Here is a 17,828-nt window from a genome sequence, read left to right on the forward strand (position 1 = left end):
TCGGTGTGCTCTGTGTTCTCGGTGGTCGATTTTTTAAGAACTGTTCACCACAGAGGGCGCAGAGAAACACAGAGAAGAGCTTGGTTAAGGGATGGTTTTGAGCTTCTTATCTTTTACTCGGTGTGCTCTGTGTTCTCGGTGGTTGACTTTTAAGAGCGGTTCACCACAGAGGGGGTAGAGAATCACAGAGAAGAGCTTGGTTAAGGGATGGTTTTGAGCTTCTTATCTTTTACTCGGTGTGCTCTGTGTTCTCGGTGGTTGACTTTTAAGAGCGGTTCACCACAGAGGGGGTAGAGAATCACAGAGAAGGGCTTGGGTAAGAGATAGTATTGAGCTTCTTATCTTTTACTCGGTGTGCTCTGTGTTCTCGGTGGTCGATTTTTTAAGAGCGGTTCACCACAGAGGACACAGAGAATCACAGAGAAGAGCTTGGGTAAGATAGTCTTTTCCTCGGTGCTCTTCGTATGCCTCTTGGATACTGTGTTCTCGGTGGTGAAAAAAGAGGTTTAAATGGAAAAAGTATTTGTAGCGGGCCATAACGGTATGGTCGGTTCGGCGATTTGTCGACAGCTTGCGGTTGATGATTCGGTTGAGGTTGTGACTGCTAGGCGGGATCAGTTAGATCTGCTTTCTCAGGCGGATGTTGCCGATTTCTTTAATGAACATAAGTTTGATCAGGTTTATCTGGCCGCGGCTAAAGTGGGTGGTATCTGGGCAAACAACGAATACCCGGCTGAGTTTATTTTTCAGAATCTGACGATTCAGAATAACGTGATTCACTCGGCTTATCAGTCGGGGGTTAAGCAACTGTTGTTTCTTGGTTCTTCCTGTATTTATCCTAAATTGGCAGCACAGCCGATGCAGGAAAGTGCTTTGTTGACCGGTGTGCTTGAGCCCACGAACGAGCCTTATGCGATTGCTAAAATTGCCGGTATTAAGATGTGTGAATCGTATAATCGCCAATATGGCGTTGATTATCGCAGCGTGATGCCGACTAATCTGTATGGTGAGAATGATAACTTCCATCCAGAAAACTCCCATGTTATTCCGGCATTGATGCGTCGCTTTCATGAAGCAAAATTGGCGGGTGATGCCGAGGTTGTGGTTTGGGGTACAGGTAAGCCGATGCGGGAGTTTCTGCATGTTGATGATATGGCAGCAGCCTCGGTGTTTGTCATGAATGCTGACCATACGATTTACGCGGCGAATACAGAAACGATGTTGTCACACTTAAATGTCGGCACTGGCGAGGATTGCACAATCGCCGAGATGGCATTGACGATGGCTGATGTTGTTGGATTTGAAGGAGAGGTGGTCTTTGATGCGACTAAACCCGATGGTACGCCGCGTAAATTGATGGATGTGGGTAAGCTGAATGCGTTAGGTTGGAAGCACTCAATTAGTTTACGTGAAGGTTTAGCGATGACTTATGCGTGGTTTTTACAGCATCAGGCGGATTTTCGGGGCTAAGCTTGTCGTGGTTTGATCGCGACGGGGCGTCGCTCGCTACAGATGATGGTTATCGGTATGAGGGCATTTAGTGTCTGCCTAGAGATTTTTTACATTTTAAACGTGGCTGATAATGAATAATAAATTTTTAGCACCCGATGAGTTCAAGTTGGTACTGGATTCTACGCCATTGATCTCTATTGATCTGGTTGTAAAAGATTCTGATGGAAAAGTATTGCTGGGAAAACGGTTAAATAAACCCGCTAAAGGTTATTGGTTTGTGCCCGGTGGACGTGTTTTGAAAAATGAGCGGCTTGAGGCCGCTTTCGCACGTTTAACTGAGATTGAGTTGGGCATTAAGTTAAATATCAATTCGGCACATTACCTAGGACTGTATGAGCATTTTTATCACGATAGTGCGCTAAGTGATGTTGTATCAACTCACTATATTGTTAATGCTTTTGTTATCGAGTTAAGCGAACCGTTATCTAGTTTGCCGGTTGAACAGCACAGTGATTATCGCTGGTTAAATGAAAACGAACTATTAAATGCTACTGATGTGCACGATCACTCTAAGTGGTATTTCATGAACGAAAAAGGATATTCTGTATGATCCCTGTCATTATGGCCGGTGGTTCCGGTACTCGGCTTTGGCCGCTCTCTCGTACACAGTATCCTAAGCAGTTTCTACCTCTTCATAGTGATCTCTCTATGTTGCAAGAGACGGTGGGGCGTTTAGGACGTGTTGAACAGGTCTGTTTGATCTGTAATGAGGAACATCGGTTTCTGGCGGCAGAACAGATGCGAGTTTTAAATCAACCCTGCTCTATCTTCTTAGAACCCGTTGGGCGTAATACAGCACCGGCTATCGCATTGGCAGCTCTTAGAGCCGAATCTGAAAAGCTAATATCCGAGGCTGAAAAGGGCGAAGACCAAGAGAGTCCAATACTTCTTGTTTTGGCAGCGGATCATGTGATTGAGGATGAAGCGGCTTTCCGTGATGCGATAGCCAAGGCTGAGCCTTTAGCGAAAGAAGGATCTCTCGTTACGTTTGGCATTGTGCCAACTCAGCCTGAAACGGGTTATGGGTATATAAAGGCCGATATGGCCGATGTCCGCGAAGATCAAGCGCCTAAAGCGTATCCTGTAGCCCAGTTTGTTGAAAAGCCTGATCGGGCAACGGCGGCATCTTATCTAGCTGAAGGTGGTTATTATTGGAATAGCGGTATGTTTATGTTCCGTGCTGACCGTTATTTAGAAGAGTTGGCTAAGTTCCATCCTGATATTTTAGCGGCCTGTGAAAAGTCGATGGCCGGTACGGTTGCGGATATGGACTTTATCCGCGTCGATAGCACCGCGTTTGAGGCCTGCCCAGATGAATCTATCGATTATGCGGTGATGGAACAAACGGATAGTGCGGTGGTGGTGCCACTGGATGCAGGCTGGAGTGATGTCGGTAGCTGGGCGGCGCTGTGGGAGATTAAAGACAAAGATGGTGATGGTAATGTATTGAGTGGCGATGTGATTGCACATGACACCAACGATTCATTCGTCATGTCCTCTGATCGGTTAGTGACGACACTGGGTGTGGATAATTTGATTATAGTTGATACCCCAGACGCGCTATTAGTTGCCGATAAGCGGAAAATCCAAGATGTTAAAAAGATCGTTGCCGAGATCAAGAATGCCAACCGCAATGAAACCTTTCAACATCGGGAAGTCTATCGCCCTTGGGGTAAATACGACTCTATCGATCTTGGGGAACGTTATCAGGTTAAGCGCATCACCGTTAAGCCAGGTGCGCGCCTATCGGTGCAAAAACATCACCATCGAGCCGAGCATTGGATTGTGGTGAGTGGTACTGCGAAAGTCACTAAGGGTGAAGACACCTTTTTAGTCACTGAAAATCAGTCGACCTATATCCCCTTAGGTGAGATTCATTGCTTGGAAAACCCTGGCAAGGTAGAGCTGGAACTGATTGAGATTCAGTCGGGTTCTTATTTAGGTGAGGACGATATTGTTAGGCTAGAAGATCAGTATGGTAGGGCTTAAGTGTTTCGCTTACAACTCTAGTGCCGAACTCTCGTGCCGAACTCTCGTGCAGGGCGGGAATGTTTTGATCGAGATAGACATCACCGCTCCTAAATCACGACGGTAACTCACGACAATAACTGTCAGCATGAGGGGCTATCTTATTCCGTGCATGCTGGCAGTCACACTCGATTGCTCGTTAATTAAGCGGCATGCGTATCGAGAAGAGTGCCCCGCCTAGTGTTGATTCCCCAATAATCAGTTCGCCATCATAGCTACTGAGAATATCCACTGCCACCGATAAACCAATCCCCTGCCCTGGGGCCGAGGTATCTGCTCGTTCGCCCCGTTTAAGAATCGTTTGACGTAGTTCAGGAGAGATACCTTCGCCATCATCGGCAATATCAATCTGTAACATTCCAGCGTTATTGTTAAAACTAACCACCACTTGATGATGACCATATTTAAAGGCATTTTCGAGAATATTCCCTAATAACTCCATCAGATCACGTTCATCTGCCGGCAACTGATAGTGGCCAGCAAGTTGCAGCGTTACCTCAATTTGTTTATCGCGATAAACTTTACTCAGCGCGGCTGTCATGCGTTCAATCAAAGGAGCTACCGGTGTTTTTTTCGCCAAGGTTCGGCCCTGACTCTTAACCGCTCGGGAGAGTTGATATTGCACGATCTGATCCATTCGAGCCGCCTGTTCGGTGACCAAAGCCTGATATTCATCGAAACTTAGTTTTTCCTGTCGTGCCCCGCGAATAACGGCCAGCGGCGTTTTTAAGCTGTGAGCCAGATCACCGAGGGTGTTGCGGTAGCGTTCACGCTGCAGTCGTTCATTAACAATCAATAAATTAAGGTTATCCGTCACCGCTTGCACTTCTGTGGGATATTCACCGGTTAGCTTATCGCTCTGCCCTAACTCAATACATTTAAGATCTCCGGCCAACCGCGTCAAGGGTTTCAATCCCCAGCGAATCAGAGCCGTTTCTATCAGCAAAAAGAGAAAAATGGCGGCGCTTAACCAGCCCCATAAACGTGTATTGAAAGCCTGCTGTTCCGCTTTAACAGCATTATCCGTCTCTAATACGGTAAACACATAGTTATGTTCTCGCCCAGCGATCTCCCATAACAGGGCAAATTGATAAACAAACATGCCGTGTTCCTGCAGTCGATAAAAGCGCGAATCGCCGGTGTTGAGTCCTTCGGTATCGAGTCGATCGATCAACGCATCGGTCAGTAGCTTGGCCGATTCCGAATACCACACCAACAGCTCATTGCCATCATGAAGAAAGCCGTATAATCCCGACTCAACCTGACTATAGCGAGGCTCCTGCAACTCATCAGGTATCATAATTCGATCCCCTCGAAGCTCTGCAGCACCTAAAATCAGATAGACCTGTAGCTTTAAGCGTTCCTCTTCTGCCGCTTCTAAACTATGATGAAACGCCTGCTGTAAAGCAAAACCAGTGAGACCAAAAAATACCGGTAATAACAATAAGGACGCCAGCATCAAGCGGGCACGAAGGGCTTTAGGCATCATGCTTGGTTAATGGCTCCGGCGGGTAAGTCGAAACGGTAACCCAGGCCACGTACGGTAGCGATCGGCTGCAATGATTGTTCGGGATCGAGCTTCTGTCGTAAGCGACGAATAAAGACCTCCAAGACATTACTGTCCCGATCGAAATCCTGATGATATAGATGCTCTGTCAGTTCACTCTTGGAGACGACTTTACCCGCATTTAGCATCAGATATTCGAGGGTGCGATACTCATAGCTGGTCAGTTTAACCAATGTTTCATTGAGATAAACATTGCGGCCACTGCTATCTAATTTCAAAGGCCCAAACTCTAACAGCGGTTTAGCATGTCCGGCGGCCCGACGTAGCAGCGCATTCAAACGCGCCATCAATTCCTCAATATGAAACGGCTTGACTAGATAATCATCGGCGCCCGCTTCCAACCCCTCCACCTTATCCTGCCAATCGCCCCGAGCGGTTAAAATTAGCACCGGGAAATTAACCTCACTGTTACGCCATTGACGAATGACCTCGACGCCGGATAACTTCGGCAAGCCCAAATCAACGACGGCAAGATCATAAGGAAATTCACTCCCCAGATAGAGTCCCTCTTTACCATCTTCGGCTTCTTCAACTGCATAGCCATTGTCCTGCAACGCAGCCACCAACTGCCGCCGCAGATCAGTATCATCTTCTATAACCAATATTTTCATCTCTAAACTCCCTAACCCTCGATGGCAAAACCATCTTATGGGGATATCTCCCGTCCAGTATCGGCATCCACGAGCACGGTTTTAACACGGCCATGATTAATCAACCGGATATGGTGAACTAATCGTTTGCCTCGCTTTTGTGTTTCCGCCTTAACTACTTTACCACCATGATTCTGCTTCGCCGCTTTGGCTGCCTGCTGTAACGAAACCGAGTTAGCGGTCATCATGGTCATGGCAGCAAACCCAATTTTTTCTTCTCCTGCTGCGGCAACCGTACCCTGCGTCGCCGTCAGCAGCAGCACTAGGAAAACATATGAGAGCCCTCTGAACATTATTATCACCATTCGTTGTACAACTGCTTAAGAGACTGGGCTCACATTAACCCTCACCGGAATTCGCTTACCGGGATGATGATCCATGCGAGTATGGTACGTTCGACCATTATAACGATATGTCACTCGATAGCCGGTGACTCTTTCATAATATTCCACATCATGCTGCACTTGACATCGAGTTTCAGTACGATAATTCACATTATGCTCACGCTGACGATTATGTGAGAGATCATTCCCAATCGATGCACCTAAGACCGCGCCAACCACGGCCCCCACTTTCTTATTATCGCCACCAGCGCCCAACTCATTACCAATCGCCCCACCAATAATACCGCCAAGTATTGGGCTAGTGTACGATTTTCGCTGATGTCGAGGGGTTTCATATCGCACCTCTTCTTCCCAGCATTCCCGTCGCGGTGTGCGTCGCTCAGTTTGCACTACGATAGGTTTCACCTTAATGACCTGAGCATACTCACGGTGATGCTGATCGCCTTTATAGCGTGAATCAGCTTCCACTAGGGTAGAAACAAGACTCAATACCATTAAGCTACTCACGATTATCTTTTTCATGACGATTCTCCTTCTCTAAGACTAGAGTCTGGAGTCTATTGTCGTGTCAAAGGACTGAACTGATCCTGAATTGAGGATTTAATAAGTCGGCTTTACTTATCTTTACAGTCATCAGCAGACGAAAAAAAACCGACTACCAGAGCCGGTTTTTAGATTCAGCGTGCTAAGGAAGGTGCGAATAGGTCAATTACGCCTCTGGCTTTCGCGTATCTGGCCATTCTAATGTCCGCAGAGAACATAACGGACTAATTCGCACCTTCTCTAAGCAACGCACCGCGATAAAAATTATTCAGTCTAGCACTTCTTACAACTGCTAATACCTAAGATACGGTATAACGGGCACCAACCAAACAAGGCGATAGCAATCACCGGTACACCGATCCAGCCCCACGGAGTTTGCGGGCCAATAAATACCAATCCAATCAATATCAGGCCAACCACGATACGTACGATTTTATCCACAGATCCGATATTCTTTTCCATCATTCTATCCTCAGAATTGTTCAGGGTTGAATAAAGTATGGGCGGTCTCTGCTATAAAGTCTGTGACAAAGTCACATTGAGGGGCTTATTATGACAATCTATTAACTTCTCGCGGCATTCCTGACGGCACTCTTATTCAGAAACAGCACTTGATTACGGCTCAAGGCCAGCCACTCTTTCTGCTCAAATAGTTTTAACTGACGACTCACCACTTCCCGCGCGGTACCCAACTCATCGGCGATCTCCTGATGCGACCGTAACAGTACTGAGCTTGGCCCAACCTGCTCGATCAGATAACGCGCTAATCGCGTCTCGATCCGCTCGAAGGCGATCTCTTGCACCAGTGTAATCAATTTAGCCAATCGCTCACCATAGGAGTCGAATATAAACTGACGCAACCCTGTCGAATCGGTCATGGCTCGCTGAAAGCCTGATAACGGCAACAAAAATGCGGTCACGGCGGTTTCAGTAATACCCTCGGCAGGATAGGCTTCACCACCGAGTAAACAAGACGTCGTCAGGACGCAAGTACCCTGATGCTCAATACGATACAAAATCAGTTCACGCCCATTAGCATTACGACCCAGGACTTTTACGGTGCCTGAGGTGACGATAATGAAGTGATCGCAAACATTCCCCTGCTGAAAGACCACCTGACCCGCCGGCAGATCAACTCGCTTCGCCTGACTCAGAATCGCTAATCCCGCCTCATCCAACTGCTGTAGCAGGGAAAAAGGTTGCGTGAGTTGACGGATATCATTCATGTTCGGATGACTTCACCACCGCCTGTCGTCGTGCACGCACGGCCAATATGACATAGCGAATGTTGTAACTAAAGCCGATCACGAGCGCGATAGGCATTGTCACCAAAAATACACTGCCCAATGCCGGCGATGCGAGCCACTGCCCTAACCAAAGGCAGACCACACTCACGATGCCTATTGGCACGCCGGTGCGCATCATCAGCTTCAACCAGCGATCAGAACGTACCTGTTTTTTATCTATATTCATGATTGTCTCCGCGCTTCTGAATCGCTTAAGAATACGATGTTATACGCTGAAACAATAGCCCTACTCACACTCCTAAGCATCGATGTTTGATTAAGCGGCATTGATGCCCTTATGGATACCATAGAACAAGACACACTCATGATTCCTGCAAACAGATGCACTTATTCGCAGGATTGTTAGGTATTACCATGGAGAGTTTTGCTATAATTAGCGGCCAGAAAGAAACACCCACTTCAACCGCAGAGGATCTGTGCATGCCACAATATCGCTCCAAGACCTCCACCGCAGGTCGTAATATGGCCGGTGCCCGCGCACTTTGGCGCGCCACGGGGATGAAGGATGACGATTTTCAAAAGCCCATTATCGCTATCGCCAACTCATTCACACAATTTGTACCGGGCCACGTTCACCTGAAAGACATGGGTCAACTGGTCGCTCGAGAAATCGAAAAAGCGGGTGGTGTCGCTAAAGAGTTTAATACCATCGCGATCGATGATGGTATCGCCATGGGTCATGATGGCATGCTCTACTCTCTGCCTTCTAGAGATATTATTGCGGATTCCGTCGAATACATGGTGAATGCTCACTGTGCAGATGCACTGGTGTGTATTTCTAACTGCGACAAAATCACTCCGGGGATGTTGATGGCCGCAATGCGCCTTAACATTCCAGTGATTTTTGTCTCCGGTGGCCCGATGGAAGCCGGCAAAACCAAGCTGTCAGAGAATAAGCTAGATCTGGTTGATGCGATGGTGCTCGCCGTTGACCCCAATACCTCTGACGAAATGGTTGATGCCGTAGAGCGTTCAGCCTGCCCAACCTGCGGCTCTTGTTCCGGTATGTTCACCGCGAACTCCATGAACTGTCTCGCCGAAGCACTAGGCCTTGCACTGCCGGGCAACGGCACCGTAGTTGCTACCCATGCCGATCGAGAGCAACTCTTCTTAGAAGCCGGTCGTAGCATCGTCACGATGGCCAAGCGTTATTACGAACAAGATGATGACTCTTTACTGCCTCGCTCAATGGGCTTTAAGGCATTTGAAAACGCCATGACCCTCGATATCGCGATGGGCGGATCAACCAATACCATTCTGCACCTGTTAGCGATTGCTCAAGAAGCCGAAATCGACTTCACCATGAAGGATATCGATCGTCTCTCACGGACAGTGCCTCAACTATGTAAAGTTGCGCCGAATACGCCAAAATATCACGTTGAAGATGTTCACCGTGCGGGCGGTATCATGGCCATTCTCGGTGAGTTAGATCGGGCGGGTAAACTGCACCGCGATACCCCCACCGTGCATGCGCCAACCATGAAAGACGCTTTAGATAAGTGGGATATCATGCGTAACCCATCCCCTGAGGTCATGGAATTTTATAAAGCGGGCCCCGCGGGTATTCCCACTCAAGTGGCGTTTAGTCAAGCAACCCGCTGGCCAACATTGGATGGTGACCGTGAGCATGGTTGTATCCGTTCTATCGATAACGCCTATTCGCTAGAAGGCGGCTTAGCCGTGCTGCACGGCAATATTGCTGTCGATGGCTGCGTGGTTAAGTCCGCTGGCGTCGATGAATCTATCCTCGTCTTTGAAGGTCCTGCGCATATTACCGAATCTCAAGATGAGGCCGTTGCCAATATCCTCGATGATAAAGTCAAAGCCGGGGATGTGGTTATCGTTCGCTACGAAGGCCCTAAGGGCGGTCCCGGTATGCAAGAGATGCTTTATCCAACCTCTTACATTAAGTCGAAAGGTTTGGGTAAAGAGTGCGCCTTGCTCACCGATGGCCGTTTCTCCGGTGGCACATCGGGCTTATCTATCGGTCACGTATCTCCCGAAGCCGCAGCCGGCGGTGCCATCGGCTTGGTGCGTAACGGCGACCGTATCCGTATCGATATCCCTAACCGTACGATCGATGTGCTCTTGTCGGAAGAAGAACTCGCACAACGTCGCGCAGAACAGGATGCGACTGGTTGGAAACCTGCGGCACCCCGTCCGCGTAAAATATCCGCGGCGCTGAAAGCCTATGCACTCCTGGCAACCTCTGCCGATAAAGGTGCCGTGCGTGATCTAAGCAAACTAGACTAATCAAGCAAGATTACGTCTAAGCGTCAAAAAGCAGCCTGTTGGCTGCTTTTTTTGTACCCCTTATGAGACATCGGATCGCAACCCACCTCTCAGGCAGCGCTGAATACTTGCCAGATCAATCGCAGGGCTAAGCCGGTCACCACTAACCGAAAAATGATTTGAAATCGCTCAGCAGGCACTTTTTTCAAGATATGCAGACCAATCCAAGTCCCCGCAAAACCGCCCATCACCATCATCACGATCAAGACAAGCCAGTCGCTGAATGCAAAGCCAATTAATCCGAACACCACCATCTTCAAGAGATGCTGTACCGTCATGCAGGCCGCAAAAGTTGCCACAACGCGATATTTCTCATATCCCAAGCGATGTACAAACGCCGCCACCAAAGGCCCCGTTGCCCCCACAAACATCGTTAACAATGTTGTCCCCGCACCAGCTAAGACTAACCCTGCAGGCGGAATCTGCTGCTTGCCTAGCTTAGGCCCCCAGACTAAAAACAGAATAAACCCCGCTACGCACAGCTGAATCAGCTCGACTGGCAGTTGTACAACCACAAAATAGGCCACCACGGAACCCATAACGGCGCCTAACAAAAATAGTCGTAGCAACGACCAATCAATATGCTCACGCGTTAGTAGCGCACGATTACCATTCGATCCCAACTGCACTAGACCATGGACCGGAATCAATGCCGCCGCAGGCACAACTGTCGCCATTACCGCCAACAGCAGTACGCCGCCTCCGATTCCCATGGCCGCGGTCAGCATCGATGTCAGCGTGCTAGTCACAATGAGTAATAGCGCCGTATCAACGCCAATAAGATCGGGTAGCCAATTCACAGGGATTCCTTCATACGTACAGCGCGTTATTCAGAGAGACATAAATTCAACGCATCATGGCAACAGGTATAACGAAAAACGCACGGTCATAGCCGTGCGCCGCAATCGCGATAAGAGAGGACAATATTAGGAAAGGTGCGAATAAGTCCGTTATGTTCTCTGTAAGCCAGAGGCGTAATTGACTTATTCGCACCGTCCTTAGTCTTCTTGTAGTGACATTAATACCTGATCGGCCCATTGCAAACTATGCCGATAAGCCACTTCATAAAATGGTCGTTCTAGGAGATTAAACATATCATCCCACTCTCCCCGCTCGTAATGCTGCACCTCGGTAAGAATCTCACCCTTCTGATTAACCCGCGCTAAGATTGCCTCTTTAATCGAGTTATCCAGAGGAATTTGATCCAGCAACACCTTCATATCGGTGTCCATCATCGCGTCTAACTGTGATAGCAAGCCAACCATAAAGAAGTTAATCGTCTGTGGATAGTTAAGCATCTCGGCTAACAGCTCACACATTCGAGCACGTATTAACATCACACGAGCGAGTTCCACCGGTTTATTTGACTGCCCGCTGAGCAAAAACAGTGTCGCCCACTTCTTCACCTGATCCATACCAATCATCGATATCGCATGTGAAATCGACTCAATTTGTTTCGGTGTACTAAACGCTGCCGAGTTAACCAGACGTAAGATTTTATAAGTCATCGCTGGATCGTTAATGACAATTTGCTCGACCGACTGAGCCGTTGCCGCGGGGTTGTTCAGTTCGGACAGCAGCTCCAAAACCAACACTTTAGAGCTACCAAAATTCTTACCTTTAATCGATACAGGACGGCAGAGAAAATATCCCTGATACAAATGAAAACCTAGCCCAACCGCTCGCCTAAAATCCTCCTGACTCTCTACTTTATCGGCCAATAGATGTACCCGATAAGGTTTGCAAAAGGAAACTAACTGCTTCAACTCATCATCATCATGACGTTGCAGATCGATCTTGACGACATGCATCAGATCCAGCAAAGGGATTTGTGCTTTATCGCCGGTAAAATGTGTCAACGCGAATTTGCATCCCTGCGCTTTACGTTCACGCAACACCGCGAGCAACTCTTTTGAGATACCATCTTCACGCAACAGCTCAAAAATGACACTATCCTGTGGCAAATTAGGCAGCATATTGGACAGCAGCATACTCTGCGTCAATTTAACAAACAGCGGTAAACGCTTGGTTTTACCATCGCTCGATGCCACGGCGTAATTATTTAAAATAACCGAAGCAGTCGCCTGCTCATCGGAAAACTCTAATGGCATAGAACCATTATCGGATCGATATAGCAGACCGTAGGCTTGCACATCTTGGCTTTTATTAAAAATAGGCTGCCGAGCTAACAGTACAGAACCATCAGCCAACGCATCTTCCTCTAACGCTTTACTCACGTCTTATCCCCTGATCAGATATTGGCTCAGTATAACCTAACCTTTCACTGGGTAAGAGAACCCGATGAAAAAAACTATCGGCCGTCTACGGTATATTAAGCAATGACAACAATATTATTCATTTACCAATTTAGGTACTAATGTATTGACCTTATCAGTAATGATCAATAGCCTAAATTGAGATTTCAAATGGATATGTAACGTTTTGTAAAACGCACCACGCTAAGGAACGCACCTTATTATTCTCGTTGTATAAAAAGGCTTATGACACTGAAACCTATCGTTATTCTCGCTTTCCTACTGAGCGCCATACTGCCTCGGTTAGCGATTTCAACTGAACAACTCGACGTAGAGATTCGCTCAACGATTCTCAATATCAGAGCCATTCGATCAACCGACAGCCCGGTGGTAGGCGTACTTTATAAGGGCGAGCAACTCAAGGTCACCACCACGGATATGCGCGACTGGATTCGACTCGACGATGGTCGAGGCTTCATCTCGATTCACTATGTCGATGTCCTGTCACGTCAGCCTCTCCCCTCAATACAAAACCTGACCGATAGGGATACCTCGCTGAATAAACCGACTCTCACACCCGCTGCGGCGTTAGAGTCGTTTGAAGAGGACAGGCTATCGCCACAACAGCATCATCGCCCTCAAACCGATAATGCGGTTATCCAACCCGCTGTCGCCACGATCAGCGGCAGCCCGCTAAAGATTGAAGCGATCAGCAAAACCTGTCGCAAAAATGTTACGACGCAACATTATGAATTTTGTCAGTTAGATTTCGAACTCCGACTGTCACAACCCATAACGACTAACCAATCCATTAACCGTTCAACCAATCAACCGAACAAAATTATCTGTTATGCCGATGCCCTGACAACCAATACTCAGGGATTGCATAAGCGCTATGAACTCTCTAAGACACGATTAATATCCCACTCGGCATCGACTCATCATGTGACCGTCGAGTGGTTTCCTACTACCGAGCAAGCGCTTATTAAACAGTTAATCCTGAGGGAGGGGGTATGTCAGCGATTCTAATCTGCATGTATATTCATTCTTGTCTTAGCGATATAAATCGAGTCATCACTCCTATATAATCCATAGTGACATTCGCTTGAATACATGGAGGTTATTCGTCAATGGAAAATAAAAGACTCTGCAGTGATTGCTTTATACTTATCGAAAACGAGCAAACATCCGCCCATCAAAACTTAGTCGAACAACATCACGTATACAATGACACATTATATCAATGTACTTGTTGTCAAAATTGGCTTCGCTTAACCCACGTACCTCACCAATGGAGCTTAGTCGATGAGGATATTCAAGCCGATCTGACTAATCAATCAGCCTAACGCTTTGGCACTCTTCGTAGGCTTAACATCTTATCGCTCAATCGATATACAACGCTACCTATAGAAGCTTTTATCGCTGTGCTAAGTAGCTGTCAGCCTATCGTTGATGGTGTTCTGATCACATCAGCAGAATCCAACCTGACATTTCTTTGCCTATGGCGCTCTGGTAAACTTAGCGCCAGCACCGGCCGATTGCCGGACATCTAACCTGTCAGTCCGGAACTAAAGCATGTCGCCTGCACCTTCCACTTCATCACTGTTTACAGCACATCCATTTCGATGGTTCCTCGCGCTTCTGATTCTGCTGTTTTTCTACCGTGAATGGATCGTCATTAGCACACCTATTACCCTGTTCTATGATGAAGCCTATTATCTCGGCTGGGCGCAAACGCCCGACTGGGGTTACTATTCCAAACCACCGATGGTGGGATGGCTTATCGCCCTAACCACCGCAATATTTGGTAATGCTGAGTGGGCGGTTAAACTCGCATCGCCGCTGCTATACAGTGCAGCAGCCCTGATTATCTATCGTACTGCAGAATATTTAGCTGGCAGTCGAGCGGCCCTGATGAGCGGAGCCATCTTCTTATTAATGCCGCTGATTGGCTTTAACAGCCTGTTCATCACCACCGATGCGCCACTGATCTTTTTCTGGTGTCTGTGTTTCTATGCCTTCCTTCAAGCCAAAGACAGCAATCACGGCGGTTGGTGGTTATTAGCGGGTGTCGCTGGCGGTCTGGGACTGTTATCTAAATATACCTTTATCATTCTACCCTGCACTTTCCTGCTGTATGCCGCTATCAGCCCAGTGGGGCGTCAATTATTACTCAATCCACGCTTTTGGCTGACCTGTCTGCTGGCGGTGAGTTTTCTTTTGCCCAATATTTACTGGAACTATCAACACGATTTCATCAGCTTTCAGCATACCGCTGAAATTTCACATCAGAGCCGCAGCTCACTCAGTTTAAGTCGTTTAATTGAGTTTTGGACCGGACAACTGTTTGTCTTTGGCCCTGTGTTGCTAATCTATATGGTGCTGCGAGGGCTACGCCGACAGCCCCGCAGTGAAACCGAAAAGCTGCTTTGGAGCCTCTTCTGGCCCACCTTCGCGGTACTCTCAGTACAGGCATTGATGGCACGAGCGAATGTCAATTGGGCGGGACCTGCCTATATTGGAGCCACCCTGCTGACGGGATATTACCTCAGTCAAATCAGAGGATATCGCTTACTGCTGATCGGGCTGACAGCCAACGTGTTACTGTCGGTGAGCTTCTATCATTATGCAACGATTACCGATGCCTTAGGTATAGAGCGGAAACACGGCACCGATCCCTATAAGCGCCTGCTAGGCTGGCCACAATTTGTCCATCAGTTTCAGCCCTGGTTTGATCAATACCCCGATTACAAATTAGCGAGTGATTCACGTAAATTATTAGCTTACTTTGGCTACTACATTACCCCGCAAGATTTTAAGGGAGTCGCGCTGAGTGATGATAGCTATATTGAGGACCACTATGAACTTCAATATCCACTCGTCAACAGCCGCTATCAACAATTTCTGTTTGTTAGCGAACATGATATAGACGTTAAACTGAAGCGTTATTTCAGCAATGTCACGCTACTTACCGAACAAGTTTTACCCCTGTACAGTAACTTCTCCCGTTCCGCACGACTTTATAAGGTCAGTGGTTTCAAAGGGATTCCATCAGCAACGGTAACCTCAGATCATGAGTAATTTAACCTTGTTAACCCACTTAAAAGGCTTTCGGGCAGTCATCCTGTGTCTAATCTGTGCCGTTATCTTTATCAGTTGGCCGACTATCGACTTATGGGTTGCCGGCTTGTTCTACGATACGCAAAGCCAAAGTTTCATCTTTAAGCACAACCCATTGATTCAGTTTTTTTATAAACTGTTTGCCGTTATCCATATCCCCCTACTGTTAGGGCTGATCGTTGCCGGCCTGCTTATTCGGTTTAACAAGTTAACCCTAAAGCACTACAAGAAATGGAGTATCACGTTCCTGTTAACGGCGCTTATTTTAGGCCCAGGCATACTGGTTAATACCGTTCTAAAAGATAACTCAATCGGCCGAGCACGCCCAGTACAGGTGGATAACTTTAGTGGCGAAAAGCCGTTCACCGCTGCCTTTGTTTATTCCGGCGCGTGCCGTAAAAACTGTTCATTTGTCAGCGGCCATGCAGCGATGGGTTTCTATTTCATGATTCTAGGCTGGCTATTCAGCTCAGCGCGAGCGTTCTGGGCCGGTTGCATGGTCGGGGTTATCCTAGGCTTCACCCGTATCGTTCAGGGGGGGCATTTCCTCAGTGATGTTATCTTCGCTTTCTGGGCCGTTTACTTTGTCATTTGGGTATTAGGCGCTCGATTTGGCTTTCGTCACCCTTTGAGTGATCAACAAGATAGTCACGTCTAGTCCGCGCCAATCAGAGAAGATCAGCGGTTCAATGACATATCAACTGATTGCGCCCCAATCGTTTGGCTTGATACAGCGCCTGATCCGCACGATTGACTATCGCCTTATTACTAGCATCGTCTCGGCCGATAACGGTCATGCCCGCCGAGACTCCGATATCGAGGCCATCAATCTTTAAAGCGATCATCAGTTTAGCAACCTCGGCGCAAAAACGTTGGTAAAACAACCTCGCTTGTTGCTCTTCGGTATAGGGCATCAATACCACAAACTCATCACCGCCGGTGCGAATCAACCAATCGGTACGGCGTAAATACTGTCGACATAAGCGAGTCATCGCTAACAATACCTCATCACCTTTTTCATGCCCAAAGGTATCATTTACTCGTTTAAAATGATCAATATCCCAAGTCAACACCGTCACCACCTCAGCATAACGTTTGACGCGATCAGCATACTCCGTTAACAATGGATCTAACTGTCGTCGATTCGGCAATTCAGTTAACGGATCGGTCATACTCAGTGCGCGTAATTGTTCTTGTAGCAGATGATTTGCGGTTCGGTTTGTCGCCACCCAAAGCACCGCATCCTCACCACTAATATTAAAGCTTAACGGACTTATTCGGCCTTCGAACCAGATGGTTTCAGCGGGCCCATCGCTATTGTTGAGCCCCTTAACATCTTGATTCGATAACGCATATTCAACCACTTGCATGGTTTGCTTACGCAACACAATCTCAATCTGCTGAAGAAACCAAGCGGCTTTGTCAGGCATCAGTACATCACTGATATGCTTATCAATCAGATCACTGCCATCATGATAATAACGTGAATCTTGTCCACCAAAAATAGCCGCATAGATCCCACTTCGAGTCAGAACAAACGCAGGATCGGGCAGTTGCTGCAATAGCTCACAATAATTAAATGTATCCAATGTGTTCATCATGCGTCCCTCTTGAACACCACCCCACATAGATAATAGGCGCTAATGACGCTTACCGTGTGCATCGAATCATCGATACGCCATTTATTTCAAAAAATAACCTCATACCTTGTCTTAGCTCAGGTAATTACCTACTTTTTTCAAACAAAATAACGATCTAAAACGCACCATTTTAACGCATACCATCGACGAAAACAGACTCCTAACTCCATCGATGCGTATCGTGCTATTAGCGCTAACATGCTGTCAGTATTGATTTTTTTTACTTTTAGAACAAGACTTAAAGACCATACACAAAGTAGGTATATAATTTCATACTCAACCTTGCTTTAAAACAATATAGATAGGCATTATTCGACCGCATTTTTTGCATGGATTAATACGGATATTTTTGGCATGAAGCCGATTAAAGGAAGCTTTAGTATGACCTTTCTAAAAAAACCACTCATCGATTTTTCGATATTCACGACACCGATGCAGCTCTAAAAACGCTAGGCTAAGGAAGGTGCGAATAAGTCAATTACGCCTCTGGCTTACAGAGAAGCTGGAAATCAAGGCAACCGTTACAGGCATACTGGTTGTACGTCGAAAAATGTTAACGCTGAGATCCTG

Annotated in this window: 17 protein-coding genes; 7 read left to right on the forward strand and 10 right to left on the reverse strand. The window is 47.2% G+C overall.

Annotation, left to right across the window (positions count from 1 at the left end; translation table 11 throughout):
- Positions 1-510: 510 nt before the first annotated feature.
- The 3 genes from Q4488_RS18125 (at position 511) to Q4488_RS18135 (ending at position 3,501) form a co-directional block, all read left to right on the forward strand.
- Positions 511-1,470, forward strand: coding sequence for a GDP-L-fucose synthase (locus tag Q4488_RS18125; RefSeq protein WP_303581897.1), 960 nt, complete (start codon positions 511-513; stop codon positions 1,468-1,470).
- Positions 1,471-1,582: 112 nt separating this feature from the next.
- Positions 1,583-2,062, forward strand: coding sequence for a GDP-mannose mannosyl hydrolase (locus tag Q4488_RS18130; RefSeq protein WP_303581898.1), 480 nt, complete (start codon positions 1,583-1,585; stop codon positions 2,060-2,062).
- A complete protein-coding gene (locus Q4488_RS18135; protein WP_303581900.1) occupies positions 2,059-3,501 on the forward strand; it encodes a mannose-1-phosphate guanylyltransferase/mannose-6-phosphate isomerase in 1,443 nt (480 codons plus the stop codon). Before Q4488_RS18130 ends, Q4488_RS18135 begins: the two co-directional genes overlap by 4 nt.
- Positions 3,502-3,679: 178 nt before the next feature.
- Here the strand turns inward: Q4488_RS18135 and Q4488_RS18140 are convergent, their stop codons facing one another.
- From Q4488_RS18140 to Q4488_RS18170, 7 genes are all read right to left on the reverse strand, one after another.
- Positions 3,680-5,029 (reverse strand): ATP-binding protein, encoded by a 1,350-nt coding sequence (locus tag Q4488_RS18140; protein ID WP_303581902.1) that lies wholly within the window; start codon positions 5,027-5,029, stop codon positions 3,680-3,682.
- Positions 5,026-5,718 carry a response regulator transcription factor gene (locus tag Q4488_RS18145; RefSeq protein WP_303581904.1) on the reverse strand — a complete coding sequence of 231 codons (693 nt, stop codon included), beginning with the start codon at positions 5,716-5,718 and terminating at the stop codon, positions 5,026-5,028. Before Q4488_RS18145 ends, Q4488_RS18140 begins: the two co-directional genes overlap by 4 nt.
- Positions 5,719-5,753: 35 nt before the next feature.
- Positions 5,754-6,050, reverse strand: coding sequence for a PepSY domain-containing protein (locus tag Q4488_RS18150; protein ID WP_303581906.1), 297 nt, complete (start codon positions 6,048-6,050; stop codon positions 5,754-5,756).
- A 27-nt stretch (positions 6,051-6,077) separates the two neighbouring features.
- A complete protein-coding gene (locus tag Q4488_RS18155) occupies positions 6,078-6,623 on the reverse strand; it encodes a glycine zipper 2TM domain-containing protein (RefSeq protein WP_303581908.1) in 546 nt (181 codons plus the stop codon).
- Between the two features lie 294 nt (positions 6,624-6,917).
- The gene (locus tag Q4488_RS18160) at positions 6,918-7,106 is read right to left on the reverse strand and encodes a DUF2892 domain-containing protein (protein WP_303581909.1); all 189 of its coding nucleotides are present in this window, start codon (positions 7,104-7,106) and stop codon (positions 6,918-6,920) included.
- Positions 7,107-7,207: 101 nt separating this feature from the next.
- The gene (locus Q4488_RS18165; RefSeq protein WP_303581911.1) at positions 7,208-7,870 is read right to left on the reverse strand and encodes a Crp/Fnr family transcriptional regulator; all 663 of its coding nucleotides are present in this window, start codon (positions 7,868-7,870) and stop codon (positions 7,208-7,210) included.
- Entirely contained in the window at positions 7,863-8,117 is a 255-nt protein-coding gene (locus Q4488_RS18170; protein WP_303581913.1) for a hypothetical protein, read from the reverse strand. Before Q4488_RS18170 ends, Q4488_RS18165 begins: the two co-directional genes overlap by 8 nt.
- A gap of 254 nt (positions 8,118-8,371) precedes the next feature.
- Between Q4488_RS18170 and ilvD the strand changes: the two genes are divergently transcribed.
- Positions 8,372-10,204 (forward strand): dihydroxy-acid dehydratase, encoded by a 1,833-nt coding sequence (gene ilvD, locus Q4488_RS18175; RefSeq protein WP_303581915.1) that lies wholly within the window; start codon positions 8,372-8,374, stop codon positions 10,202-10,204.
- A gap of 89 nt (positions 10,205-10,293) precedes the next feature.
- On the opposite strand, the gene Q4488_RS18180 is transcribed toward ilvD, so the two are convergent.
- Both Q4488_RS18180 and Q4488_RS18185 read right to left on the reverse strand, forming a co-directional pair.
- A complete protein-coding gene (locus Q4488_RS18180) occupies positions 10,294-11,043 on the reverse strand; it encodes a sulfite exporter TauE/SafE family protein (protein ID WP_303581916.1) in 750 nt (249 codons plus the stop codon).
- Positions 11,044-11,241: 198 nt separating this feature from the next.
- Positions 11,242-12,480: an EAL and HDOD domain-containing protein gene (locus tag Q4488_RS18185; RefSeq protein ID WP_303581919.1), complete on the reverse strand. Its 1,239-nt coding sequence runs from the start codon at positions 12,478-12,480 to the stop codon at positions 11,242-11,244.
- Positions 12,481-12,744: 264 nt separating this feature from the next.
- Between Q4488_RS18185 and Q4488_RS18190 the strand changes: the two genes are divergently transcribed.
- From Q4488_RS18190 to Q4488_RS18200, 3 genes are all read left to right on the forward strand, one after another.
- Positions 12,745-13,527 carry an SH3 domain-containing protein gene (locus Q4488_RS18190; protein WP_303581921.1) on the forward strand — a complete coding sequence of 261 codons (783 nt, stop codon included), beginning with the start codon at positions 12,745-12,747 and terminating at the stop codon, positions 13,525-13,527.
- A 546-nt stretch (positions 13,528-14,073) separates the two neighbouring features.
- Positions 14,074-15,579 (forward strand): glycosyltransferase family 39 protein, encoded by a 1,506-nt coding sequence (locus Q4488_RS18195; protein ID WP_303581922.1) that lies wholly within the window; start codon positions 14,074-14,076, stop codon positions 15,577-15,579.
- A complete protein-coding gene (locus Q4488_RS18200) occupies positions 15,572-16,276 on the forward strand; it encodes a phosphatase PAP2 family protein (RefSeq protein WP_303581924.1) in 705 nt (234 codons plus the stop codon). Before Q4488_RS18195 ends, Q4488_RS18200 begins: the two co-directional genes overlap by 8 nt.
- A 28-nt stretch (positions 16,277-16,304) precedes the next feature.
- On the opposite strand, the gene Q4488_RS18205 is transcribed toward Q4488_RS18200, so the two are convergent.
- Positions 16,305-17,219 (reverse strand): GGDEF domain-containing protein, encoded by a 915-nt coding sequence (locus tag Q4488_RS18205; RefSeq protein ID WP_303581926.1) that lies wholly within the window; start codon positions 17,217-17,219, stop codon positions 16,305-16,307.
- Positions 17,220-17,828 lie beyond the last annotated feature (609 nt).

It is taken from the genome of Amphritea sp. 1_MG-2023, from assembly GCF_030547545.1.
Classification (GTDB): domain Bacteria; phylum Pseudomonadota; class Gammaproteobacteria; order Pseudomonadales; family Balneatricaceae; genus Amphritea.